This is a genomic window from Lutimonas saemankumensis, from assembly GCF_020171465.1.
Lineage (GTDB): Bacteria > Bacteroidota > Bacteroidia > Flavobacteriales > Flavobacteriaceae > Lutimonas > Lutimonas saemankumensis.
Genome location: NZ_JAIUZR010000003.1, coordinates 262,159 through 286,058 on the forward strand (window position 1 = coordinate 262,159; position 23,900 = coordinate 286,058).

At 34.8% G+C, this 23,900-nt stretch carries 26 protein-coding genes; 24 read left to right on the top strand and 2 right to left on the bottom strand.

All coding sequences use genetic code 11. The annotated features are described in order from the left end of the window. Positions 1-20 precede the first annotated feature (20 nt). From LCM02_RS02510 to LCM02_RS02615, 22 genes are all read left to right on the top strand, one after another. The gene (locus LCM02_RS02510; RefSeq protein WP_224926744.1) at positions 21-839 is read left to right on the top strand and encodes an oxidoreductase; all 819 of its coding nucleotides are present in this window, start codon (positions 21-23) and stop codon (positions 837-839) included. Position 840: 1 nt separating this feature from the next. After that, positions 841-1,749 (top strand): helix-turn-helix domain-containing protein, encoded by a 909-nt coding sequence (locus LCM02_RS02515; RefSeq protein ID WP_224926745.1) that lies wholly within the window; start codon positions 841-843, stop codon positions 1,747-1,749. Positions 1,750-1,895: 146 nt separating this feature from the next. Next, positions 1,896-2,369 (top strand): cupin domain-containing protein, encoded by a 474-nt coding sequence (locus LCM02_RS02520; protein ID WP_224926746.1) that lies wholly within the window; start codon positions 1,896-1,898, stop codon positions 2,367-2,369. A 524-nt stretch (positions 2,370-2,893) separates the two neighbouring features. Next, complete coding sequence (locus LCM02_RS02525; RefSeq protein ID WP_224926747.1) at positions 2,894-4,177, top strand: serine hydrolase domain-containing protein; 1,284 nt, start codon at positions 2,894-2,896, stop codon at positions 4,175-4,177. Positions 4,178-4,333: 156 nt separating this feature from the next. Next, positions 4,334-5,230: a TolB-like translocation protein gene (locus tag LCM02_RS02530; protein WP_224926748.1), complete on the top strand. Its 897-nt coding sequence runs from the start codon at positions 4,334-4,336 to the stop codon at positions 5,228-5,230. A gap of 77 nt (positions 5,231-5,307) precedes the next feature. Then, positions 5,308-5,931: a CatB-related O-acetyltransferase gene (locus LCM02_RS02535; RefSeq protein WP_224926749.1), complete on the top strand. Its 624-nt coding sequence runs from the start codon at positions 5,308-5,310 to the stop codon at positions 5,929-5,931. 303 nt (positions 5,932-6,234) lie between these two features. Next, positions 6,235-6,591, top strand: a complete 357-nt coding sequence (locus LCM02_RS15980; protein ID WP_394369931.1) for a DUF6326 family protein — start codon at positions 6,235-6,237, stop codon at positions 6,589-6,591. Positions 6,592-6,768: 177 nt separating this feature from the next. Next, complete coding sequence (locus LCM02_RS02545) at positions 6,769-7,581, top strand: formylglycine-generating enzyme family protein (protein WP_224926751.1); 813 nt, start codon at positions 6,769-6,771, stop codon at positions 7,579-7,581. A gap of 233 nt (positions 7,582-7,814) precedes the next feature. Beyond that, on the top strand, positions 7,815-8,990 hold the full coding sequence (locus tag LCM02_RS02550; protein ID WP_224926752.1) for a DmpA family aminopeptidase: 1,176 nt from the start codon (positions 7,815-7,817) through the stop codon (positions 8,988-8,990). A gap of 49 nt (positions 8,991-9,039) precedes the next feature. Beyond that, the gene (locus tag LCM02_RS02555; RefSeq protein WP_224926753.1) at positions 9,040-9,891 is read left to right on the top strand and encodes a helix-turn-helix domain-containing protein; all 852 of its coding nucleotides are present in this window, start codon (positions 9,040-9,042) and stop codon (positions 9,889-9,891) included. Positions 9,892-9,982: 91 nt separating this feature from the next. Then, positions 9,983-10,375: a DUF5367 family protein gene (locus LCM02_RS02560; RefSeq protein ID WP_224926754.1), complete on the top strand. Its 393-nt coding sequence runs from the start codon at positions 9,983-9,985 to the stop codon at positions 10,373-10,375. Beyond that, positions 10,372-10,851, top strand: a complete 480-nt coding sequence (locus LCM02_RS02565; RefSeq protein ID WP_224926755.1) for an anthrone oxygenase family protein — start codon at positions 10,372-10,374, stop codon at positions 10,849-10,851. Before LCM02_RS02560 ends, LCM02_RS02565 begins: the two co-directional genes overlap by 4 nt. A 53-nt stretch (positions 10,852-10,904) precedes the next feature. Then, positions 10,905-11,501: a carboxymuconolactone decarboxylase family protein gene (locus LCM02_RS02570; protein ID WP_224926756.1), complete on the top strand. Its 597-nt coding sequence runs from the start codon at positions 10,905-10,907 to the stop codon at positions 11,499-11,501. Between the two features lie 33 nt (positions 11,502-11,534). Further along, on the top strand, positions 11,535-12,374 hold the full coding sequence (locus LCM02_RS02575; protein ID WP_224926757.1) for an SDR family oxidoreductase: 840 nt from the start codon (positions 11,535-11,537) through the stop codon (positions 12,372-12,374). Between the two features lie 141 nt (positions 12,375-12,515). Then, positions 12,516-14,747 (top strand): SulP family inorganic anion transporter, encoded by a 2,232-nt coding sequence (locus LCM02_RS02580; RefSeq protein ID WP_224926758.1) that lies wholly within the window; start codon positions 12,516-12,518, stop codon positions 14,745-14,747. Positions 14,748-14,879: 132 nt separating this feature from the next. Next, positions 14,880-15,311, top strand: coding sequence for a VOC family protein (locus tag LCM02_RS02585; protein ID WP_224926759.1), 432 nt, complete (start codon positions 14,880-14,882; stop codon positions 15,309-15,311). 198 nt (positions 15,312-15,509) lie between these two features. Beyond that, positions 15,510-16,109, top strand: a complete 600-nt coding sequence (locus LCM02_RS02590; protein WP_224926760.1) for a hypothetical protein — start codon at positions 15,510-15,512, stop codon at positions 16,107-16,109. A 166-nt stretch (positions 16,110-16,275) separates the two neighbouring features. Next, complete coding sequence (locus tag LCM02_RS02595) at positions 16,276-16,758, top strand: hypothetical protein (protein WP_224926761.1); 483 nt, start codon at positions 16,276-16,278, stop codon at positions 16,756-16,758. Beyond that, positions 16,751-17,326: a helix-turn-helix domain-containing protein gene (locus tag LCM02_RS02600; protein WP_224926762.1), complete on the top strand. Its 576-nt coding sequence runs from the start codon at positions 16,751-16,753 to the stop codon at positions 17,324-17,326. Before LCM02_RS02595 ends, LCM02_RS02600 begins: the two co-directional genes overlap by 8 nt. Before the next feature lie 60 nt (positions 17,327-17,386). After that, positions 17,387-18,751, top strand: a complete 1,365-nt coding sequence (locus tag LCM02_RS02605; RefSeq protein ID WP_224926763.1) for an amidohydrolase family protein — start codon at positions 17,387-17,389, stop codon at positions 18,749-18,751. 182 nt (positions 18,752-18,933) lie between these two features. Continuing rightward, on the top strand, positions 18,934-19,611 hold the full coding sequence (locus LCM02_RS02610; RefSeq protein ID WP_224926764.1) for a VOC family protein: 678 nt from the start codon (positions 18,934-18,936) through the stop codon (positions 19,609-19,611). A gap of 49 nt (positions 19,612-19,660) precedes the next feature. Continuing rightward, positions 19,661-20,134 carry a hypothetical protein gene (locus LCM02_RS02615; RefSeq protein ID WP_224926765.1) on the top strand — a complete coding sequence of 158 codons (474 nt, stop codon included), beginning with the start codon at positions 19,661-19,663 and terminating at the stop codon, positions 20,132-20,134. 84 nt (positions 20,135-20,218) lie between these two features. Here LCM02_RS02615 and LCM02_RS02620 read toward each other — a convergent pair whose 3' ends face one another. Beyond that, the gene (locus LCM02_RS02620) at positions 20,219-20,914 is read right to left on the bottom strand and encodes a LytR/AlgR family response regulator transcription factor (RefSeq protein WP_224926766.1); all 696 of its coding nucleotides are present in this window, start codon (positions 20,912-20,914) and stop codon (positions 20,219-20,221) included. Further along, positions 20,911-21,717, bottom strand: a complete 807-nt coding sequence (locus tag LCM02_RS02625; protein ID WP_224926767.1) for a sensor histidine kinase — start codon at positions 21,715-21,717, stop codon at positions 20,911-20,913. The genes LCM02_RS02620 and LCM02_RS02625 overlap by 4 nt, the downstream gene beginning before the upstream one ends. 221 nt (positions 21,718-21,938) lie before the next feature. Here LCM02_RS02625 and LCM02_RS02630 point away from each other — a divergent pair, with 221 nt between their 5' ends. Then, positions 21,939-23,111, top strand: coding sequence for a metallophosphoesterase (locus LCM02_RS02630; protein ID WP_224926768.1), 1,173 nt, complete (start codon positions 21,939-21,941; stop codon positions 23,109-23,111). Between the two features lie 12 nt (positions 23,112-23,123). Further along, positions 23,124-23,804 carry a CPBP family intramembrane glutamic endopeptidase gene (locus tag LCM02_RS02635; RefSeq protein WP_224926769.1) on the top strand — a complete coding sequence of 227 codons (681 nt, stop codon included), beginning with the start codon at positions 23,124-23,126 and terminating at the stop codon, positions 23,802-23,804. The last annotated feature ends 96 nt before the right edge of the window (positions 23,805-23,900 follow it).

Below are 23,900 nucleotides of genomic sequence, written 5' to 3' on the forward strand. Positions count from 1 at the left end.
TCAATTAAAACAAAATAGATATGAAGAAAGTAATTGTAATAACAGGAGCATCTTCGGGTATGGGTAAGGTACATGCCTTATCTTTACTTCAGAAAGGACATATCGTTTATGGTTTGGCACGGAGAGTTGAAAAAATGAAGGAAATTGTAAAAGCTGGGGGTATAGCTATAGCGATGGACATTACCAGTGAGAAACAGATTCAAGATGGAGTGGATCAGATTTTAAATGAACAAGGCAAAATAGATGTGCTCATAAATAATGCTGGCTATGCAGTGTATGGTTCCGTAGAAGAGTCTTCAATTGATTCTGCAAGGAGACAATTCGAAGTAAACATTTTTGGTTTAGCGAGCATCACCCAGAAAGTTATCCCGGGAATGCGTAAAAATAAATCAGGCAGAATTATAAATATTTCTTCAATGGGAGGAAAAATGTACACCCCATTCGGAGCCTGGTACCATGCCACAAAGCATGCCTTGGAAGGTTGGAGCGATTGTTTAAGAGTTGAGTTAACACCTTTTAATGTGGAAGTTGTTGTTATTGAACCAGGAGGTATTGAGACAGAATTTACCAATGTATTTTTGGATAACCTTCAGGGAGACAAAGAAAATGGACCTTATGCGGATAAATTGCAAAAACTTATCAAATCAACGCAAGAAATGCATGATAGCGGTAAACTTTCGAAACCAAATGTAATAACAAAATTGATTGACAAAGCCGTTCACAGTAAGAAACCAAAAACCAGATATGTAGCAGGCGCTTATGCGAAACCTTTGATGTTTATGCGAAAATATTTGGGAGATAGAAGATTTGATAAGATTTTGATGAACCAATTTACCTAAAATGAAGGACGCAGTATTCCATATAAAATCTATTAGTCATTTACATGAACTAATTGGGTTTGACAAACCCACTCATCCGTTAATCAGCGTTGTTGATGTATCACAATTAGAAACTAAAGAGGAGCAAATTGGCTTGCGATTGACAAGTAGTTTGTATGCCATTGGGCTAAAGGACAAAAGTTGTGGTTTACAATACGGCCGTAACTCCTATGATTTTGATGAAGGTGTCATGTATTTTACAGGGCCCAATCAGTTAATGGAAGTAGGAAGTGCACAAAAGAAGAATCAAATTAAGGGATGGGTGATTAATTTTCACCCAGACTTAATTCGAAACACACCTCTTGGAAAAACGATTGATAATTACAGTTTCTTCTCCTATGATGTGCATGAAGCACTTCATCTTTCTGATGTGGAGCAGCAGACCATAACAGATTGCGTCGGAATTATTAAGAATGAAATTACTGAACGTATTGACAATCACAGCCAATTGGTTATTTCATCTTCCTTAGAATTATTATTGAATTTATCCCAAAGATTTTATGAAAGACAATTCAACACTCGAGCCGCAAAAAATTCTGATATTCTAAGTCAGTTTCAAGCACTTTTAAAAAAATATTACCAAGAAGGGAAATTTGCAGAGCAAGGTATTCCTTCAATTGAATACTTTGCGGATCAAGTTTTTCTTTCACCAAATTATTTCAGTGATTTACTCAAAAAAGAAACTGGCCAAAGTGCTAAAGACCAAATTAATATGTTTATTATTGAAAAGGCAAAAACACGGCTTTTATCTGAATCAAACTCAGTTAGTGAAATTGCTTACGATTTGGGGTTTAATTATCCACATTATTTTAGTCGACTTTTCAAGAGCAAGACCGGGCAAACACCACTTGAATTTAGAAAAATGAACTGAAAAACAAAACACTAACAGAGAACATTTCGTATGAGTAAAGGAAGGGAAGGGAAGCCATTACGGAATCTTCCACTACTCATAGAATTAATGCTGTAGTCAAGCAAGCCCTGACCGAACTTGAAAAATTATTATTTTTAACCGAAAAAATGAGAATTTCAATGATCGTCCTTTTTATCTTGGCTCCTTTTTGTTTATTCGCTCAAGATTCAGATTACAGCATTTCCTCTTATCTTACTGTGGGGAAAAAGGCACCAAACACCCATTACATTGGGGAAGCCTGGTTAAATGCCATTATTCATGATGATGCCGAATTAGGCTATAACATCACTAAAGCAACCTTTAGAGCAAACTCCACTTTGGATTGGCATAAACATGGTTCGGTGCAGGTTTTAGTTATCGTAGATGGAGAAGCCTATTACCAGGAGAGAGGTAAAGAGCCCGTAATTCTCAAAGAAGGTGATGTGATTAGATGCCCAAAAGGTATCGAGCACTGGCATTCCTCTTCTAAGGTAAAAGATGTAACTTATTTGGCTTTCTATAGCGGAAAGCAACCCACAGTTTGGACAGAGGTATTGACTCAAGAATATTACGATAGCGTAGCTGAGAGTTTAAAAAACTAGTCGCCATAAACATTGATACTCAGAAAGAACGATCGAATTAATAAATACCAGGTTACAAAAACGCGTTATACACAAGAATGTTGGTTGCAATAAAAGAACCAAGTAATGAAAACTGTACCAATAGAAATTAATGGGAATTATAATTCAAGAGAGATACTTATTTAAAAAAAAATGAAAACTACCAACAGCAATATGTAGGGTGTTCGTTGCCAGCAATAGGGGGCAAGACAGTTAACACGAAACCGTTGCCAACAAATTGAAGAGAACACTGTAACATAATTGTAAACTGACAGACTTATTCATCATCAATCAGTCAATCAATCAGTCACAAAAATGAGATTATCTATTAAATTACTATGTTTTGTTTTCATAACTTTTTCAACATTAAATACTTTTTCTCAAAACACTGATAATGAACTCTTCGATAGAATTGACTCTTATTTGGAGTCAAGCGTAACAAATGGGTTTTCCGGAGTGGTTCTCGTTTCTAAAAAGGGGGAAATTATTTTATCTAAAGGATATGGATGGGCTATAGGGAAAACAAAATACCCAACTCACCATCAACAGTTTTTAACATTGGATCTGTAACTAAGCAATTTACTGCATCTGCCATTTTAAAACTTGTAGAACAAGGAAAGATTAAAACATCCGATAAAATAAGTTTATATTATGCCCAAACTCCTATCGACAAAAGGGAGATAACTATTCATCAGTTATTGACTCATACATCAGGAATTTCTGAAAGAACGGGAGGTTTTAGATATGATGAAGCAAGTAAAGAACAATTTCTAATAGAATTTTTTGAATCAGAATTACAATCTAAACCTGGAACAAAGTACCAATATGCAAATGCTAACTACATTATGCTAACGTCTATATTAGAATTGATTTCAGGACAAACGTATAGTTCTTTTCTCAATGACTATTTATTTGAACCTTCTCAAATGAAAAGCACGGGATATAAAAGTATCACCTTTAACACAGAAAGGCTTGCTCATGGATACTACTATGATAGAAATGATGAGAAATGGACAGATTGGGGAACAACCCAGCAACATCTCCCTTACAATAATAAACACTGGTACAGTATTGGTAAGGGAGACATTCATTCCACCATAGAAGATCTGTATAAATGGCATGTTGCTTTAAAAGACGACGTCGTTTTAACATCAAAAACCAAGGAAATCCAAGAAACACCTTACGTAGCCGAAAATGATGAAATGACCTCATATTATGGGTATGGTTGGGCAATATTTCAAAGTGACAGAGACACCAAAATCGTTGCTCATAATGGTAGTAATGGATTATATTTTACAGATTTTGTTAGATTTACAGAGGGTGATGTGGTTGTTATATACATTACAAATGCGTTTTTAGGAAGTGGTTCAGAAAATGTTGCCCAAGAAATTGGTAAAATGATTTTTGATTCAAATTATAGGGCAACACCAATTTCCAAGAACGTTTATGAATTAATTCATGAATTTATGAAAATGAATCCATCTGTAAATGCGGAAAAATTACCAGATTTTTTAAAAAAAGAACTTAATTATGAATTTAACGACCATGCCGTACTAAATAGACTTGGATATAGCAAGTTGAAAAAAGAAGACAAACCTGACTGGGCGTTAGAACTATTTAAACTTAATGTGAAGTTATTCCCTGAAGATGGCAATTTATGGGATTCTCTTGGAGAAGCTTATTTAAAATATAACAAAATGGAAGAAGCTATAATGAGTTACACTAAAGCCGTGGAATTAGGTAATGAAGGCTCAAAGGAAACATTGAATGAATTGTTAAAAAAAGAATAGAGTGAAAAACTGTTGACAACAACAGCTGTAAGAATTAACCAAATTTATTCGAATGCCAAAATTAATACAGTAAACCATAATTCTCGCATTTACCAAAAAATTAGTCCATAAACGGGCTACTGCTCTTAGTTAAGACCGTTGGCAATAATATAAAAAATGAACAAACTCTTATTTATCTTAATTCTAATGATGGTTTTTTTTGGTTGTAAAAATGAAAAAGCAAAATTAGAGTTCTTAACTGAAAAGATACCTGATGAAATACCTATTGTATTTAGAAAGGAAATAATTCCTGATAAAGGGATTATTCACAAGGGAATATTTAGTCCTGACTTAAAAGAATATTACTATACAATATCCGATAAGAATTTTGAAAATTTTAATGTTTTTAAAATAGAGAAAAATAATGGTATTTGGTCTGAACCAAAAGAAGCTTTCTTCAATAGTGATTATAATGAACACGGTATGAGTTTTTCACCGAATGGAAAGACTCTTTATTTCAGCTCTACAAGACCGGTTAGTATTGATGGATTCCTTCAGACATGGCATATTTGGAAATCTGACAAGATTAACGGAAAATGGAATGAACCAGTTTTTGTCGACATTCCAAATTTGAGAAACAAATTAGTTTCTCATCCTACAGTTACCAATTCTGGAACTTTATATTTTCACTCAAGCAATTTGGACTATACTGAAATGGATATTTATTACTCAAAAAAGGTAAATGGAAAATTTGAGGACGCTAAAAGAGTTGAAGTAAAATCTAAATTGAGAAAATGTACTCCATATATTTCACCAGAAGAAGATTATTTGATTTTTGCTTCAATTGGAAACAAACTTGATTTAATGATTAGTTATAATGATGGAAAGGGCAAATGGATAGGCACTAAAAAATTGAGTGATAAAATTAATAACGAAGGACAAGGAAATCCTTATGTTACACCTGACAACAAATTTCTTTTTTTTACAACTGGAGAGTATTTGAAAAAAAAATGGAAAGTTAAGTGGGTGAATATAGAATCCGAAATTAAAATAACTAATACCAACAACAAATAAACGCCATTAAAAAAGGGCGTTTATTCAAACCATTGTGCATCATTTAAATAAGCGACAAAGCTAATAGATAAAATATTATGGCAGGACCAAATAAAGACATTAAATTTCCAATTGAGAATTATGACAGACTTTGTTTTTTGAAGAATATTGTAAAAAATCCTAACATTATTATTGGTGACTACACGTATTATGACGACTTCGATAATGTTGAAAATTTTGAAAAAAATGTAAAATACCTTTTTGATTTCATTGGTGACAAGTTAGTAATTGGAAAGTTTTGTATGATTGCTTCAGACGTTAATTTTATAATGAACGGAGCGAATCATTTGACAAATGCAATCACCTCTTATCCATTTGCGATTTTCGGAAAAGGCTGGGAAAAAGCCATGGATGGAAAATCTTATCCTAAAAAAGGAGACATAAATATTGGAAACGATGTTTGGATTGGATATAATGCAACCATTATGGCAGGAGTCACAATTGGAGATGGAGCAATAATTGCAACAAATTCGACTGTTGTTAAGGACGTTGAACCTTATTCAATAGTTGGAGGAAATCCTGCAATCGAAATAAAGAAACGATTTTCAGAAGATATAATTGAAAAACTATTGGAGCTCAAATGGTGGGACTGGGAAATAGAAAAAATCACAAAGAATGTACAGAGTTTGACAAGTAATGACATTACTAAAATAATTGAATAAAAAACGAACGCGCGACAATGTATATAGAAACTACTGGAACGGCGCCTGGAGGAGTAGCCAATTTTGTTTTTATTCCTTTATCCATTATTCTGTTCCTATTGTCTGTAAATTGGACAAAACCCTCAGCATGAATGAAAAAACCGAGGCCAAAGTAATGTTCCGCTTTGGATTTTAATCCCTTTATAAAATATATTGTCTAAAACTTAAAAAATAAAAATGACTCAAAAACCTAAAAAAGCAAAATCCTTAATTGATTATAAAATCAACTTAAAAATTAAGATAGCTTCTCTTTGGACCGCGTTGATGTTTCTTTACATATATGCCGATTACTTTAGGCTAATGACTCCAAATAAATTGGAAAAAATGATGAATCTTCAAACACCATTGGGAACCACAACTCCCGAACTGTTGGTTATTTTTTCTGTAATTTTAATAATCCCGGCTTTGATGATATTTCTTTCCATTTTTCTGAAACCTCAATTGAATAAATGGTTAAATATTCTTATTTCATTCTTATATGCTATAATTTCTCTCCTTATTATTGTAACCAGTATTGGTAATGAATGGCAAATGTTCTTCGTCATTTTCAATATTATTGAACTTATAATTTTAGTGCTAATTATATATCTTGTATGGAATTGGCCAAGGCACAATCCTTGAAAAAATTGACTTGAATAAATTGCGATGCGCCAACTGTGCTGATAATTTATAGCTTTTGATTTTTCCTTGCTGAAAATCCAGGTCCTGAATAAAAGCCAGTTTTTATTTGTTGAATTTATTACTATAACACGCAATTATTGACATACACGACGCTTGAAGTAATTTAAAACAGAACGTATGATAAATAAGACATTTATATTTTTGATCGGAATTTTAGTATTCAATTCTTGTAAACAAAATAATGAAAAAATAGACTGGATTTTTGTGGAAGGTGGAACTTTTGAACAAGGTAAAAACCAAATTATTATTAGTCCCAAAGGAGATACCATCAGGGGCTTTACAAGCCCTCATAGAATAATTGAACTCAGTGACTTCTACATTAGTAAATATGAGATAACGGTTAAACAATTCAGGGAGTTTTGTAAAAAGACAGGTAGGAAAATGCCAGAGCCACCTATCGAAAATGCTCATGGAAAAAAGGTTTATTACAAATGGATAGACGAAAATCCAATGCTCGCAACTTGGGATGAAGCAAATGAATTTGCAATTTGGGCTGGCGGAAGACTGCCAACAGAAGCAGAATGGGAATATGCAGCTAAAGGAGGAAAAAAATCAAAGGGGTACAAGTATAGTGGCAGCAACGATCCAAAAGAAGTGGGATGGGTAAAAGAAAACTCAAATGGTACCTTTCATAAAGTTGGACTTCTCAAACCAAATGAACTTGACATCTATGATATGACAGGAAATGTTGGAGAATGGGTTTTGGATTGGTACAATCCCGAAAAAGACAGTTTAGTGAGTAAAGTCAATCCACAGGGACCACCAGATGGTGAAGATAAGATTTCAAAGGGGGTAAGTTGGTTTTATGAAACCCAGGGAGCCGACGGAAAACCTTTAGCATATGGAATTCATATGCCGGAAGTGAGGTATCAATCACCGATAAATACACGAAATGACGGATTCGGATTTAGAATAGCAAAGGATGAATAAAAACTACCGCCCATGTTGGCCGTAAATGGAAAGCGAGTTCGCTGTGCTGGTGTCACAACGTAATCGTAACCAAGACATGGCTTAAGTATGAAGATTAAAGTATACAAACTGCAACAAAGCGCATAATTAGTTCCTTGGAATTAATTAACTTGTAATCTTATCGGAATATTCTATTTGAATTTCCTTTAACCAATTATGCATTAACACCTATGATATATTAAAATCAAACCGATATGAATAGAATAGTTTCAATTTTTATAATCGTGCTCATTTGTTCTCAATCGTACGGGCAAAAGCCAAGAGCAAGGGATTTGGGAGTTCCCTTTGTTGGTGTAACAGGGGAATTCAATGCAATTACAGATGTGAAAGGTGTAGAGGTTGGTTATAGTACAATTATTTCGGGCGAAGGAGAAAATGTCCTAGGTAAAGGGCCTGTTAGAACTGGAGTGACTGCCATTTTTCCAAGAGGGAAAGACAAAAAATTTAGTCCAGTTTATGCCAACTGGTACAGTTTAAATGGAAATGGGGAAATGACAGGTACAACTTGGGTAACTGAATCTGGTTTTCTTGAAACTCCAATTATGATTACCAATACCAATAGTGTTGGTGAAGTAAGACAAGCTGTACTGAAATGGTATGTTGATACTGATTGGTATAATGGAGAAAACTGGTGGTATACCTATCCGGTAGTTGCGGAAACATATGACGGATTTCTTAATGATATTTATGGGTTTCACGTAAAAGAAAAGCATGTTTTAGAGGCTATAGAAAATTCTTCAGGTGGAAAAATAGCTGAAGGAAATGTTGGCGGAGGGACTGGAATGATGAGTTTGGGCTTTAAAGGAGGAACCGGAACCTCATCAAGGATTTTTAAGATAAAGGATTCAACGTATACAGTTGGAGCAATTGTACAGTCAAATTTTGGAGCTAAAAGAAATTTATCAATTGCAGGCGTACCTGTTGGCATAGAGCTAAAAGACACTTTAAATTATGAATACAACGCACCGCCAACATCGAGAAGACAAGAAGGAGATGGCTCTATTATAGTAATTGTTGCAACTGATGTGCCTTTATTACCACACCAATTAAAAAGAATCGCCCAACGAATTCCTTTAGGGGTTGGTATTGTTGGTGGACGAGGAAGTAATGGCTCCGGAGACATATTTTTGGCATTTTCAACAGCAAATGAAAAGGCTTTTAATCGCGACGAAATGACAACTGTAGAAACCATGTCAAATGATTTGCTTATGCCGGTTTTTGAGGCAACTGTCCAAGCTGTTGAAGAAGCAATCATCAATGCTATGGTCGCTGCTGATACTATGGAAGGAATTCATGGAAATAAAGCCTACGCCATTCCACACGACTTATTGATTGAAACGCTAAAAAAATATAATCGAATAAAAAAATAACCTGGTACAACTATGGCTATAATTAAACCTATATGAGATAAGCAAAAGAATGAATCGTGAAATAATTGACATATATGATTATACGATTTTATTGGAAGAGGCTTCATCCGATAATAGTTTAGTTGATTCATGTTTTTTTGACGAGCCGGTAATCGCTATTGCCTTTTATGGTGCGGGTGATGTTGGCCTTAAGGTTAAGTTTGATGGAAAAGCCAAAGAGTTTCATCACACCAAAGGTATAGTTCTATCATTTTATGCAGATAGTAAAGTGGAATTTGAACATTATGTTTCAAGACTGAAACCGCTTAAGTGCCTGGTTATAGCAACAACCGTCAGAAATATAGACAAATTGCCAAATGGTGAAAGTCAGTTTTTAGAAAAATTTTTACATCAGTTGGTACACCCAAAAGATCACTATGTTGAAGGGCCTGTGTTCAATATGAGTCCGGAAATGTTTCAATTAGTGGACCAGTTCTTTAGCAATACTTACCATGGTGAAATTAAAATGATGTTCTACAAAAGCCATATCGCAGCTTTACTTTCTCATTATTTTGCCCAATTGGCGATTCAACACAACACAACCCTTGATACTTCGCTGCTGGAAAAAGTTAATCTGGCCCAGGAAATTTTAGTCTCTGATTTAGAAAATCCTCCTTCCTTAACCGAGCTTGCCCATAAAATTGGGATCAATACCAATAAACTGAAAATAGAATTCAAAGCACAGTTTGGTGTTCCCGTTTTCAAATACTTACAAAACGAACGTTTAAAAAAAGCCTACAACTTAATTAAGAACGAGCAGAATACAATCCAGGAAGCTGCCTGGGCAGTGGGTTATGACAGTTTAGGTTCCTTCTCAAATGCGTTCGAAAAAAAGTTTGGCTACAGACCGAGCCAGGTATAAAATTCTTTTCGAATAAATCATAATTCTTTTTGAATAAGCAGGCGGTTCACTGCTGCCATAGATTTGCATCATAATTCTAAATCAAAAAATTATGATCAGTAAAAAATTGTATAGCATTGTATGTGCCATTTTAGTCTGGATTTTGGGTGTAGGCTTTTACCTCTTATCGTTTTATGTACCCGTTTTGGAAAATCCTGAACTACAATCTAATATTGTACTGGCATTAGCCATTATTCCGAGTTCATGTTTAGGGACCTATCTGTTCTATAAAAAGGGCTATTTAAAACCAGCATCACTTGCACTTACCTTCATAACAGTGGCTATTGTATTGGATATGCTGATAACGGTCCCGGTATTTGTAATTCCAAACGGAGGAAGTTATTCTTCGTTTTTTGGAGATCCGATGTTTTACACGCTGGTCGTGGAGTTTTACTTCATTGTACTGTATTATGGGAATTATTTAACCAAAACAGTAGAGGCATGAAAACAATTGTTCTTTTTACAACGGTTTTATTAAATGCCCTTGCTACAGGCTTCTTCTTTGCCTGGTCCGTTTCGGTCATTTTAGGAACAAAAAAGGTGGGTGACTTCACTTACCTGGAAAGCATGCAGAGCATCAACAGGGAAATCTTAAACCCGGCATTTTTTATCGTATTCTTTGGAAGCATAATTTCACTTTTTGCAAGTGCCATTTTACAGTATAGTTACAAGCCCATGTTTTGGTTTCTGGCAGCATCTGCAGTAATCTATCTGATAGGAACTTTTGGTGTGACAGCCTTTGGAAATGTTCCACTCAATAATGAATTAGAAGCTTTACACTTTAAAGAACTAAGTATAAATGAATTGAGAAGCTTCAGAACCTATTATGAAAGCATATGGAATCGATATCATACTTTAAGAACACTTTCATCATTGATATCATTTGTGCTCTTAATTACAGGAATATTTTACTCAAAATAAGACTTGATTAAAACCAAGTAGAATTAAAATTTAATATATAAAAAAATATAATTATGCCATTTTTTAAACATTTAAACGAACTATCAGATATTACAGATATCACCTGGAGCGACCGAAAAAGGTTAGGTCCGTTAGATAAAGCCTCGCAACAAATCATGCGTGGAAAATCAAGTTTTACCTACGCCCAGAAAGAGCTTTTTGCCGCTTATGTTTCTGGTCTTAATGCCTGCAGTTTTTGTTATGGTTCTCATGTAGCTGTAGCAGAAAATTTCGGAGTTTCTCCAAAAATAGTGGAAGCACTAATCGATGATATTACATCAGCGCCCGTAGAAAATCGCGATAAACCATTGTTTGAATTTCTCAAGAAACTGACGCTATCTGCCAGTAAACTTACACAAGAAGATGCTGATGAGGTATTTAAGGCAGGTTGGAGCGAGGAAGATCTGCAAGAGGTAATACTTGTTGGTTGTCTTTTCAATTTTTATAATCGTTTACTTGATGGTCATGGTGTAAAAGGAAATAATGCTATTTACCATTTCGGTGCAGACCATTTACATAAAAAGGGTTATGGTGTGCCTTGGTTTATAGGACTTATTAAGGGCTTAATTAAAAAAAGCAAACTAAAAAAGCTTCGGGAATTTGAAGCATAATCAATATCAATTTAAAAACATAAAACATAAAACATGAAAACAGAAAACATTTTAGTCATTGGAGGAACCGGTAAAACCGGTCGCCGCGTAGCAGAAGATTTAAGAAATAGAGGAATTGAGCCAAGAATTGGTTCCAGGAATGCATCACCAGGCTTTGACTGGGATGATAAAGACTCCTGGATAGATGCCTTAAATGGGATTGAAAAAATTTATGTTAGCTATTATCCTGACCTGGCGGTTCCGGGAGCCAAAGAGGCTATAGAAAGTTTAACGTATTTGGCCAAAGAGTTAGGCGTTAAAAAAATGGTTTTGCTATCTGGAAAAGGAGAGACCGAAGCAGAAGCCTGTGAAAAAATTGTGATGGATTCCGGCATGGATTATAACATTGTCAGGGCATCCTGGTTTAACCAAAATTGGAGTGAAAGCTTCTTTTTAGAACCTATTCTGTCCGGAGAAGTGGCCTTACCACTGTCTGATGTTTTGATTCCATTTGTTGATGCCAATGATATTGCTGAAGTTGCTGCAACCGTTTTACTGGATGACACCTATAATGGAGAAATCATTGAGGTAACAGGTCCGGAATTAATCACTTTTAAGGATATTGTCAATATTATATCAGAGACCAGTAAAAGAGATTTGAATTTTTACGACATCACACTTGAGCAGTATGTAGAGGGGATGAAACAAATGGAAATACCTGTTGATGTTGTGTGGTTGATTGAGTATTTATTTAGTCATGTTTTAACAAATCCGAACAATCAGCTGGTGGTTAATGATATTGAACGAGTCCTGGGAAGAAAAGCCAAAACATTTTTGGAATATGCTCAAGAAACGGCTACATCCGGTATCTGGAGTCCAATAAGAGTAAAATAAGCGTAGCCAGTCATTTGTATTCGTAAAAGCGATTTGGATCAGGATTCAAATCGCTTTTCTTTTCTCATCCATTAGAATTGCGAATATTTATTATATTAGTTGATTCGGTTAAGAGTAAAGACCTTGCGATAATTTTAATTAATGGAAGCTACACCAAAAAATGGTATTCAGGGATTAATTGAAAACTGGAAAAGTGATTTAATAGCTGCGGTGAGTGTCGCACTTATTGCTCTTCCTCTTTCATTAGGTATTGCTTTGGCAGCAGGAGCACCTGCGATGGCAGGTATCTTTTCAGCAATTGTTGGTGGGTTGGTCACAACCTTTTACCGGGGTGGTCACATATCAGTCAACGGACCTGCCAAAGGAGTCATCGGGGTCATACTGATGGGGATAGCATTGATGGATGATGGCTCGGGCCAGGCTTTTAATTATGTATTGGCAGCCATTGTTGTTTCAGGTGCGATTCAAATGGTTTTGGGGGTTTTGAAACTAGGTCGATTGGCCGACATATTCCATACTTCAGTGATTCATGGTATTTTAGCAGCGATAGGAATTATCATTTTTGCCAAACAGATCCATGTTGCCATGGGGACACATTCAGATAGTCCGAACATTATACAGAACCTGATCGATGCAATAAAATACTTACCTGACGCAAATCCCTTTGTATTGATTATTTCTTTGTCAGGATTACTTTTGTTATTGTTTCATTCTAAAATTAGTTACCGGTTTTTTCATCTTTTGCCGGCACCAATATGGGTTGTAGTCCTTTCTATTCCATTTGTCTATGCCTTCAATTTCTTTGACCAACAAACGCTTTCATTCCTGGGAAAGGCATATGAAGTAGGACCTCAATTATTGTTGGATATTCCTGATACCATTAAGGATTCCATCATGTACCCCAATTTTGCTAAAATTAATACACTTGGTTTTTGGACAACCGTGTTTTCCATATTGATAATTACTAGTATTGAATCCTTAGCCATTGCGAAAGCAGTTGACAAAATTGATCCTTACAGACGTAGAACGGATTTGAATAAGGATTTAACAGGTATTGGATTGAGTACAATGGTGGCTGGTTTAATAGGAGGCTTGCCAATTATTGCAGTGATTATTCGAAGTACCGTAAATATTCATAATGGCGCGAAGACAAGGTGGTCTAATTTGTATCAAGGACTTTTATTACTTCTTTTTATAGTGGTATTGAGTCCTGTAATGAGACAGGTTCCGCTTTGTGCCTTTGCTATTTTACTGGTGTATACCGGATTTAAATTGGCTTCTCCTTCAGTTTTTAAACAGGCTTATAATCACGGGACTGAACAACTTGTATTCTTCGTTGGCACGATGGTTCTCACCCTGTATACAAATTTATTAATAGGTTTGCTCGGTGGATTATTGCTGGTGTTGATTACTCATATGTTATTGGCGAGGCTGCCAATTCCTGAATTTTTTAAAATGGTTTATAATTCGCGTACCAAATTGTTGAAACGGCCAGATGGAACTTTCGATCTGAAAATTAGAGGGATTGCGAATTTTTTAGGCATTTTAAAAGTCGAGAAACTGGCGATGCAAATTCCAGCAGGGGCGGATGTCAATATTGATTTGTCAGAAACACGTATGGTAGGCATGACCTATATGGATTTTCTGGTGGAATATTTAAAAACACAAAGAGCTACCGGAGGTGAGGTCTTTATCACAGGATTAGATTCGCATGTTTCATCATCTACTTATAACAGGGCCTTAAAAATTAGTTTGGTCGGTTCTGTGGCTAAATTATCTCAAAGGCAGAAACGATTGCGAAATTTGGCAACAGAGAAAGATTATCAATACACGAGTCAGGTTGATTGGAATACAATCTATTTAAAAAAGTTTCACTTTTTTGAAATTAGACCTATTGAGCGCAAATACAATTGTCTTAGAGGTACATTTAAAGATCTTGATATATCGTGGGAAATTGCCGATGTGACCTTCAATGAAGGCCAGGCATTTACGGCTGAGACCTTTAACACCACGTTAATGGTCCTGAAATTGAATAAAAAAATACCTGTTTTCACCATGGAAAAAGAAGGGATGTTGGAAAAATTATTTGACCGGGTGATCGCTTTTACGGGTTATAAAGACATTGATTTTAAAATGTATCCGGATTTTTCGAAAAAATTCTTGCTGATGGGGAATAATGAGTCTGAGATCCGGTCATTCTTCACGGAAGATATCATTCGCTTTTTCGAGAATCATCAGATTTATCATTTGGAAAGCAATGGCGAGGCACTTGTTATTTTTGATAAAATCAAATTAGCACGGACGGATGAAACCATTGCATTTATAGATTATGGCAGAGAATTAGCCTCGCTTATTGATACAAAATCAGGGTAAAATTGGGTCCATTATTATTTTACTGAGTTAGCAGATATTAGATGGATTTATAAAAAATAATACATACTTATTAAACCAGGAAGCAAAGCGTTAGAAGCTATGAATGAGAATTAACGATCAAACAACAATAGTATGAAAATATCAACATTCCTAACCTTTGTAGGTGATCAATGTGGCAAGGCCAAAGAAGCGTTACATCTTTACACATCCATCTTTCCGAATTCAGAAATTAAAAGTATAACGCATTATGCTGAGGGAGAAGCGGGTGGCACACCTGAACTCATTAAATATGGAGTATTTACATTAAACGGGATTGAATACATGGTTTCAGAAAGTAATTATAATCATGCCTGGTCATTTTCACCGGCAGTTTCACTATTTATAAATGACCATTCTGACGATATGATCAAATCAATTTTTGAGAAACTTTCTTCAAATGGTGGCCAAATCATGGTACCTCTTGATGATTATAAGGGTGAGGGAGATTATGGATTTGGAAAGAAATTTGGATGGTGTCAGGACAAATACGGGATTTCCTGGCAATTTGTACTTTCTGATGAATGAAAGGGAGATAGGGAGGTATAAAATGAGGAGCCTTCTATCCTTCGATATGGTAAAATAAATAAAAATAAACTGGAGAATTTGATCATCAGAAGAAAAAATAGGAATGATTTGGACTCTACCAAAGGGCTGTAATTTAAATTTTAGAAAATAGATATGGAAAAAAATAGATTATTGACTTTAGTCTTCATCCTAATTTCGATGAATTCTGTCGGACAGGAACAGATCAGTTTATCTGAAAAGTTCTATAAGCAAAAAATAAAGGCCGTGAACCGGTCAATAACAATATATGGAGACAAGGGTGATGCTATTGAACTAAATGCTGAGAACAGCAGCGGGTTAGGAATTATAGAAGATATTGAATTTAAAAAGGGTATTATTGAAATTGAATTGCTTGGAGAGAATAATCCGGGTAAAAGCTTTATTGGAATCGCTTTTAACATTGAAAACGATGAAACATATGAGGCTGTATATTTTAGACCTTTTAACTTTAAAGCAGAAGAACAAATAAGAAAAGAACATATGGTTCAATACATATACCACCCTGAATTTACCTGGAGAAAACTGAGAGAGGAAAGAACCGGAGAATTTGAGAATGAAATCAATATGCCACCAGATCCAGATGATTGGTTCAAGGCAATAATTCATATTTCTGACAAAACGGTTAACGTATATGTCAATGATTTACCCGAGCCTGTTTTAACAGTTGATAGGTTATCCTCGATAAAATCAACATCAATAGGAATTTGGACAGGATTCGGTTCTTCCGGGCGTTTCAGGAATTTGGTTATAAAAGATTAACTTCCTCTGATTAAGTGACCGGACCAAATTTTTATGTTCAGTGATAATCATCATTGAAATAGTCAAATACAGGGCATTCCGCACAGATGACGTAAAGATGTCATAAGCATGCCGCCATCAATGTCATGGCAAACAAGTTACTTTTGTCATAAATAATCAGACATTGATGGAAAAACAAATAAATACTCAAAACACTCTTTTTGAAGAAGCACTGAATCTTGTAAAAACACCAATAATAATTGCACTTGTTCTTACTCCAGTTCGATATATACTAGAATTATTTGGACTACCTGAAAAGTTCATTTTTATAATTGGATTACTATGGTTAACCATCGGTATTTCTGTTTATTGGGGCATAAGATTTCATAACAAAAAACGTTTTTTAACCTTACTTTTACTAAGCTTAGTAATTTATTCTCCAATTTCCAGATTTCCGGTTGCCTTGGCTTGGTGGATTGATACAAAGTGGCAATTAGGTACACATTACGGACTTTACTTTAACAACTTTGGGCAGGCAGTACTGAATCAAGTTGTTTATGGATCACTCATTCAAATATTACCGGGATTCTTGACAGGTTCAATTACCTTTGCTATTTTACAACACAGACAGACTCTTAAACTAAAAAGCCGTATTACAAATAATGGATAACAGTCAATTAGCCATAAGAATTAAAGAATTAAGAAGCCAAAAAGGCATGTCCCAAGAATTTCTCGCGGAGGAATCGGGTTTAAGTTTAAGAACTATACAGCGAGTTGAAAAGGGAGAATCAAATCCAACCGGGGATTCGCTCAAAAGACTGGCAAATGCCTTAAATATTACCCCCGATGACCTCTTGGATTGGGCCATTAAGGAAGACAAAAAATATTTGACATATCTCAATCTTTCTGCACTGACCTTTCTATTTTTTCCGTTATTAGGAATTTTAATTCCTTTTATGATTTGGACAGCAAAAAGAGGTAAGATTAAAAACATCGATAAATTAGGGAAGGATTTAATCAACTATCAAATTACGTGGACAATACTGCTATTTCTCATTCCTATTTTGTTGTTAGCAGCATCAAGAACAGGACTAATTGAAAGCATAACTTTAAGTACTTTTTTTATTATAGTTGCTCTTTTGTATGTTGTCAATTTGATATCAATATTGCTAAATTCATTGCGTATAAGCAACGACAAGGAGGTTGTTTATTTTCCTCAAATTAGATTGCTGAAATAAATACCGGGTTACTGTAACATTTGATTTGAATAACGATCTTTTAAAGAAACAAGAGGTCTTATGATAAAAAAAACAGTTCACTTATTTGTTGCTTTAATTATAATAAGCGTTTCATCTTGTAAAGAAGATAGCACGAACAAGTATCAGTTAGTCATAGCCAATGCTTCCCTGTTCAATACGAAAACACTCCAGGTAGAGGGAAATAAAACTGTATTTATCAAAAATGGTTTCATTGCCAAAATTGCCGATTCCAAATCATCAGATATTTCACTAACGAATACGATAAACGCCAATGAACGTCTTCTGACCCCGTCTTTTATCGATGTGCATAATCATTTGAATTTTGTTTTAGGAGATACTGTAGAAATAACAAATCCACAGGAATTTGAAACAGCCAGGAGACTATTAACAGAGCAATATATACCTTATGGGGTGACTGTTGTGCGTTCTGCAGGAGGCAGAGAAGCCCATATACCCATGCAGCAGTCGTGGATGAAAACTGATCCGGAATATGTTGACTATTACCCTACAGGAGGGGCTTTGGTTTCAATGGACACAAAGTTCTATAACCATGTTTATGTGGGTGACAGTACTGAGGTGGTCAGGAAAATAAGAGAATATTATAAGCTTGGGATCAAGCATATCAAGGTTTATAGTTTGATAGGCGAACCAGAAATGAAAGCAGCCGTTGAAGTAGCTAAAGAACTGGATATGAATATTTTTGGGCACATTGAGAATCAGATAATTTCGATTGAAGCTGCGTGTAAACTGGGCCTGATAAATTTTGAACATGCCAAAACCTTATTTTTGGAAGTCATTAAAGAGTATGAAAAAGCTTCCGTAGATTTGTCACAACTCCCCCCCGATGACCAGGAAAATTGGCGCTACAGAGAATATGAAATATTTAATTTTATAGGTGCTGACAGTCCTTCAATACTAAAATTAATAGCCTTATTCAAAGAAAATAAGGTCTCCGTTACACCTACCATTCATCTTTACGCCCATCCAATTGGAATTACGAATGAAGCCTTGCAATTATCCTTGCATAAAGAGGATCAATTAAGCTGGTCGCCAGTACAATTTGAACGGGCCAAAGAGGGCTATGAGGAACTCGCCACTTTAATATACATGCTTCACAAAAACGGGATAATACTCAATACAGGATCGGATACCTATGAGCCGGGTAAAGCAATACTTTCTGAAATGTTGTTATTTAACGAATTGGGCATCCCGATGAATGAAGTTTTGAAAATCGCTTCATTAAACAGCGCGAGGTCCATGAATATGGACAAAAGTTTTGGTTCCATTGAAGTAGGAAAAAAAGCTCAACTCATATTATTTGATAAGAACCCGTTGTTAGATCCTTTGAATTTATTGTCAAAAAAGACAGTAATTAAAGATGGTTATATCTGGAAAAAAAAATGATTTGATAATAATGACTGCAAATCTATTTACATTGATGAGTATGATATGCCTGGACAGCAATTGAGTTTGAGTCAGGTTTTTTTTGGAACTCCTGTCGATTTCTTATCTTTAGGTTACGGTGGTAAAATACGAAGCCATTTTCTCAATGCCTCATATAGAAATCGAACGCCTCATTAAATAGAATGAAAATTAAAGAACTAAAAATACGCACCCAAAACCTTGAGAGGCAAATTCTTTTTTACTCTGACAAAATAGGCCTGGAGTTGCTTTTTAGATCCGAATATGAAGCTGTATTTCTGGTTGGTGAATCTAAGCTTAAACTGGTTAAAAGTAAAGAATCATTGCCATATCATTTTGCCATTAATATTCCTTCTAATCAGGAGAATGAAGCCTTGAAGTGGTTAAAAGAAAGGGTAGAAATTCTTAGAGATGGGAAAAATGAAATTCAAGATTTTGAGTTTTGGAACGCTAAAGCCATGTACTTTTATGATTTGGATAAAAACATTGTTGAATTTATTGCGAGAAGGAATCTGAAAAATGAAAGCCAGGCAGATTTTGATGTTGCTTCACTTTTAGAAATTTCTGAAATCGGAATGCCCGTAAATGATATAAGGGTGGCATTTAATAAATTGAATGAAATATCAAATCTAGAACAATTTGATGGCGGACTTGAAAGGTTTTGCGCCATAGGTGATGAAAATGGTTTATTCATCTGTATTAATAAAAACAAAAAGGATTGGTACCCAACAGGGGATAAGGCACATTCATCTGAATTTGAAATTGAGTATGAGCATAACAACCGGGAATTTGTGGTAAAATTTATTAATGGAGATCTAAGAAAAGTCGATAAAATAGATTAAATATGCGGTAATTTGTATTTTATAAAGAACCTTGGAACTGATCAAACAAGTGAATAGAAGAAAGATATATTTTTTTTGTGCCCTGATTTTAACTTTAAGTGTAATTCTGCTACTGATTTCTGGTTCTTCTATACTTACAACAGCTTTGGATCGTAATAGAACAATTCCTTTTGGGACTTTGATAACGTGGACTGGAATGATCTCATTCCCATTAACGATATACTGGGGCATAAAAGAGATGAGAAGGCCATCGAGAAAGCTGACCAAAATGCTCTCCGTATTCCTTAAAATCATGATCTTATCAGGAATTCTTTGGGTTCCAATATCCTATTTACTAGCGGGTAATCTTTCATTCTCATTTTCTGAAAAAGAAACATTTCAGGGTGGACAAGATGCTATGAGATGGTTTTGGCGTTTGAGCTATGGAATTGGAGTTGGAACTATTCTAATCATAATTACCTATTGGATTTCATTATTATCAAAAAGAAACAGACCAGGTTCCGGCAATTTAAACACAAATTAATTTAGGAAGATTTTCAGACTAAACGTCTAATAAACATTTTGTTACCATACACGTTTATTTGTTGTCAAAAGCAAACAATAGATCTTATTTTAATAATTGATCAACATTTCGCTTGTATAGTTTCCCAATGGGAATCATGTGTCCTTCAATAAATATCCTGTTACCCTCAATACTTTTGATATATTTTGGAGCAACCACAAATGATTTATGAACTTGTAAAAAATCTTCGTTTGGCAACATTTCCAAAACAGCTGATAATTTTTCTCGAATGGTAATTGTTTCAATTTTCGTTACGACTTTGGTATAATTCCCTGATGCTTCGATACATAAAATAGTATCAATTTCTACCTGGAAATACTTTTTGTTGCTTTTTAGAAAAATACGTTTGGAAATTGTATTTGATTGTGATGAGTTCGGAAGGTGGGATTGTGCAGAACTAAATGTTTTATTGATTGCTTTTAAGAAACGCTCAAATCCAAATGGTTTTAACAAATAATCTGAAATATTAAGTTCATAACCTTCAAGGGCAAATTCTTTATAAGCAGTTGTTACGATTACTTTTGGTGGATTTTTTAATGTTTTTAAAAATTCAAAACCTTTGAGTTTTGGCATATTTAAGTCCAAAAAAATCAAATCAACTTCATTTTTATTCAAATATTCAAAAGCTTCCAACCCGTCATAGCAACTTTTCATCAACTTCATATCCGGTAATAAATCACAATAACCTTTGATTATATCATGGGCTATGTATTCATCATCAATAATTAAATAGCTAATCATAATTGATCTATAATTAATGTCGCTTTATAAACGTTATCTCCTACCGAAAATGATAATTTGTGTTTATTGGGATAAACCAATTCCAACCTCCGTTTTAGGTTTTTTAAGCCAATTCCGGAACCCTCAACACTTTCTGAATCATCAAAATTATTTTCGATGTCAAATTTTATCTTATTTTCAAAGGTAACAATGTTAATATGCACAAAAGAACGCTCCCTTAAATTTTCTACCCCGTGCTTAAAAGCATTTTCTACAAGTATAATGAACAATAGAGGCATCACTTTACAATTTTTTTCAATGTCAGTGTTGAATTCAACATCAACATCTTTATGATAACGCATTTTGTGGAGTCCGACATAATTTTTTAAATAGTCCACCTCATCATTAAGATCCACTAAATCCTTTTCCCCTTCATAAATGCTATAGCGCATCAGATCTGATAATTTAAGGATCAAGTCTTGAGCCTTTTTAGGATCTTTATCCACCAAACCATACAAATTGTTCAAGGTATTAAAAAAGAAATGAGGGTTTACCTGACTTTTCAAATGCTGTAATTCTGCTTTCGAAATTTCACTTTTTAATCTAAAGAAAGAAACGACTTGTTTTGTGAACCAGAAAATACCCAAAATCATGAGTAATGCATAGTACAAAAGAATTAAAACAACAATTGAAGTAGGGTAGCCTTCTAAAAAGACAACAGACTCCTTATCGGTTTTGATTAATTCAAAAACAGTAACAACAATTGGAAATAAAGCAATCACTGCTCCAACACCAATAATTACCGTCCATTTTCTATTGCTCATGTTCAATATCATCTGGTAAAACTAAGCCGAATAATTGTCATGACAAAAGAAGTTGACAAACGCCCTGTGTACGGTGTTGAACGTCTTCAATAAAGGGATAAACTCATTTTATAAACACAAGGGAGATTTATATCACCTCTGCATGGCTGTGTATCCCACATAATAGGCCGGCTCCCGCGATGAAAGTATTATTGCACCAAAAATCTTAAAACTCTACTTAAATGAAAAAAAGAATTGTAAGATACTTAAAGCATATTTTGGGAACAATCATAAGCTTGCTGCTTATCGGGGTGGTGATCATCATCTCTATAAATGGAAGTTTCGAATACGGAAATGACCCGCAAGCAATAAACTTAAACAGAGAAGGCCCTTATGTGTTTTATGAATCGGATAGTAGTTTACATGTCAATTACATCAGAGGAAACAAGACAGATGGTTTCTATCTTGACAAGACCGAATACCACATGAATGATGAAATTTTAGCGAACTGCCACTTCCCGCTTGATTCTTCAAGCTTTAATTTCACGATACAATCTGAAATAACTATTCCAGAGGCTATTTATGAAGATCAGCAACCCATATTAGCCATTTCGGATATTGAAAGCGGCTATAAAACATTTCGGGATTTTCTAATCGCTAATAAGGTAATCGATGAAAATCTGGAATGGATATTTGGTAAAGGCCACCTGGTTTTGGTTGGTGATTTTGTTGACCGAGGCTTTTCCACAACTCAAGTTTTATGGTTTATCTACAGACTGGAGCAGGAAGCCCGAAAAAAAGGTGGACATGTGCATTTTATCATAGGAAATCATGAATTATACAATATGCAGGGTAAATTCAAATCCGCTTCCTACAAGTATTATGGGGTTGCATCAATTCTTGGAAAACAACATCACGATTTATACAATAAAAATTCATTTATAGGGAAATGGATGGCCTCCAAAAACACACTGGAACTTATTAATGGGAATTTGTTTGCCCATGGCGGATTACACCCTGATATTGAAAATTACAACATTACAATTGATCAGGTCAACCAGATCAACAGGGAAAATTATGATCAGTCTTACTTTCCTAAACCTAAAGAATCGGTTGAACAATTAATTCTTTCCAACAAGAAGGGGATTTGCTGGTACAGAGGATATTTTAAGGATGATTTGTCTCAGGAAGAGGTCGAAAAAGGTATTAATAAGTTTAATGCCAGGGCCATTGTGGTTGGGCATACCTTACAACGGTCGGTTAAGAAATTATACGAAGGGAAGGTGTTTGCAATTGATGTGAAACATCCTAAAGATTACAATAAAAACTGGCCTGCTAAAAAGTCAGAAGGTTTACTCATACGTGAAGGCAAATATTACAGAGTATTTGCTGATGGAGAACTATTAGAATTATAAACAAATACGAAAATGAAAACTAGAATTTACAATTATTTAAACAAACGCTATGCTGTAGTGTTCATCATGCTTATTGCGCCGCTATTTGGGTTTATTGACAGAAACTTTGCCTTTTTCTTTGGCCTTGGTGTTGCATTTCTAATTTTACGGGGAAGTAAATTTGACTGGGCAAGATTCGGGATAGGACAGAAAATTACAGTAGGAGTCGTTTTAAAAAGTTTAATCATAACCCTGTTATTATTTGCTGCATTCAGCAGCTTTATAGACCCTTTGATTCAACATTGGTTTGGAGAATATGATCTATCATCTGTAGAGGATATAGAAGGGAATTTTGTGGGTTATGTTGTATTAATGCTGGTTGTCTGGATATTTGCGGCGTTTGGTGAAGAATTCCTGTTTCGTGGCTATTATATGAAGGCCTTAGCCGAGTTATTGGGTAATAACAATAAGGCCTGGATACTCTCAGCGTTTATTACCTCGCTCTACTTTGGGGTATCTCATATATATCAAGGTCTCAGTGGAGTAATATCTGTATTTTTATGGTCTATTACGATTTCATTAATATTTAACAAAAACAGGAATAATTTACTTCTGCTTGTATTGATCCATGGCTTTTATGATTCAATAGGAGTGACACTTATATATTTGAATAAGGACCCTGTATTTTCAGAATGGGTACAGCAATTGTTTTAAGTAAGAAGTATTATTTTTGTTTAAGAGCAAAGAGCCGTTGATGTCATTATTCATGAAGGAATGGCTAATTCTCAAATGATAAAAACATAAATATCC

Coding starts and splice junctions, on each gene's coding strand:
- LCM02_RS02565 (WP_224926755.1), top strand. CDS start 10,372: ATGAAAACAATTGTTCTTTTTACAACGGTTTTATTAAATGCCCTTGCT.
- LCM02_RS02625 (WP_224926767.1), bottom strand. CDS start 21,717: ATGAGCAATAGAAAATGGACGGTAATTATTGGTGTTGGAGCAGTGATT.
- LCM02_RS02535 (WP_224926749.1), top strand. CDS start 5,308: ATGGCAGGACCAAATAAAGACATTAAATTTCCAATTGAGAATTATGAC.
- LCM02_RS02530 (WP_224926748.1), top strand. CDS start 4,334: ATGAACAAACTCTTATTTATCTTAATTCTAATGATGGTTTTTTTTGGT.
- LCM02_RS02635 (WP_224926769.1), top strand. CDS start 23,124: ATGAAAACTAGAATTTACAATTATTTAAACAAACGCTATGCTGTAGTG.
- LCM02_RS02610 (WP_224926764.1), top strand. CDS start 18,934: ATGAAAATTAAAGAACTAAAAATACGCACCCAAAACCTTGAGAGGCAA.
- LCM02_RS02510 (WP_224926744.1), top strand. CDS start 21: ATGAAGAAAGTAATTGTAATAACAGGAGCATCTTCGGGTATGGGTAAG.
- LCM02_RS02545 (WP_224926751.1), top strand. CDS start 6,769: ATGATAAATAAGACATTTATATTTTTGATCGGAATTTTAGTATTCAAT.
- LCM02_RS02550 (WP_224926752.1), top strand. CDS start 7,815: ATGAATAGAATAGTTTCAATTTTTATAATCGTGCTCATTTGTTCTCAA.
- LCM02_RS02600 (WP_224926762.1), top strand. CDS start 16,751: ATGGATAACAGTCAATTAGCCATAAGAATTAAAGAATTAAGAAGCCAA.
- LCM02_RS02555 (WP_224926753.1), top strand. CDS start 9,040: ATGAATCGTGAAATAATTGACATATATGATTATACGATTTTATTGGAA.
- LCM02_RS02525 (WP_224926747.1), top strand. CDS start 2,894: ATGGGCTATAGGGAAAACAAAATACCCAACTCACCATCAACAGTTTTT.
- LCM02_RS02580 (WP_224926758.1), top strand. CDS start 12,516: ATGGAAGCTACACCAAAAAATGGTATTCAGGGATTAATTGAAAACTGG.
- LCM02_RS02575 (WP_224926757.1), top strand. CDS start 11,535: ATGAAAACAGAAAACATTTTAGTCATTGGAGGAACCGGTAAAACCGGT.
- LCM02_RS02620 (WP_224926766.1), bottom strand. CDS start 20,914: ATGATTAGCTATTTAATTATTGATGATGAATACATAGCCCATGATATA.
- LCM02_RS02520 (WP_224926746.1), top strand. CDS start 1,896: ATGAGAATTTCAATGATCGTCCTTTTTATCTTGGCTCCTTTTTGTTTA.
- LCM02_RS02570 (WP_224926756.1), top strand. CDS start 10,905: ATGCCATTTTTTAAACATTTAAACGAACTATCAGATATTACAGATATC.
- LCM02_RS02595 (WP_224926761.1), top strand. CDS start 16,276: ATGGAAAAACAAATAAATACTCAAAACACTCTTTTTGAAGAAGCACTG.
- LCM02_RS02585 (WP_224926759.1), top strand. CDS start 14,880: ATGAAAATATCAACATTCCTAACCTTTGTAGGTGATCAATGTGGCAAG.
- LCM02_RS02560 (WP_224926754.1), top strand. CDS start 9,983: ATGATCAGTAAAAAATTGTATAGCATTGTATGTGCCATTTTAGTCTGG.
- LCM02_RS02515 (WP_224926745.1), top strand. CDS start 841: ATGAAGGACGCAGTATTCCATATAAAATCTATTAGTCATTTACATGAA.
- LCM02_RS02590 (WP_224926760.1), top strand. CDS start 15,510: ATGAATTCTGTCGGACAGGAACAGATCAGTTTATCTGAAAAGTTCTAT.
- LCM02_RS02630 (WP_224926768.1), top strand. CDS start 21,939: ATGAAAAAAAGAATTGTAAGATACTTAAAGCATATTTTGGGAACAATC.
- LCM02_RS02605 (WP_224926763.1), top strand. CDS start 17,387: ATGATAAAAAAAACAGTTCACTTATTTGTTGCTTTAATTATAATAAGC.
- LCM02_RS15980 (WP_394369931.1), top strand. CDS start 6,235: ATGTTTCTTTACATATATGCCGATTACTTTAGGCTAATGACTCCAAAT.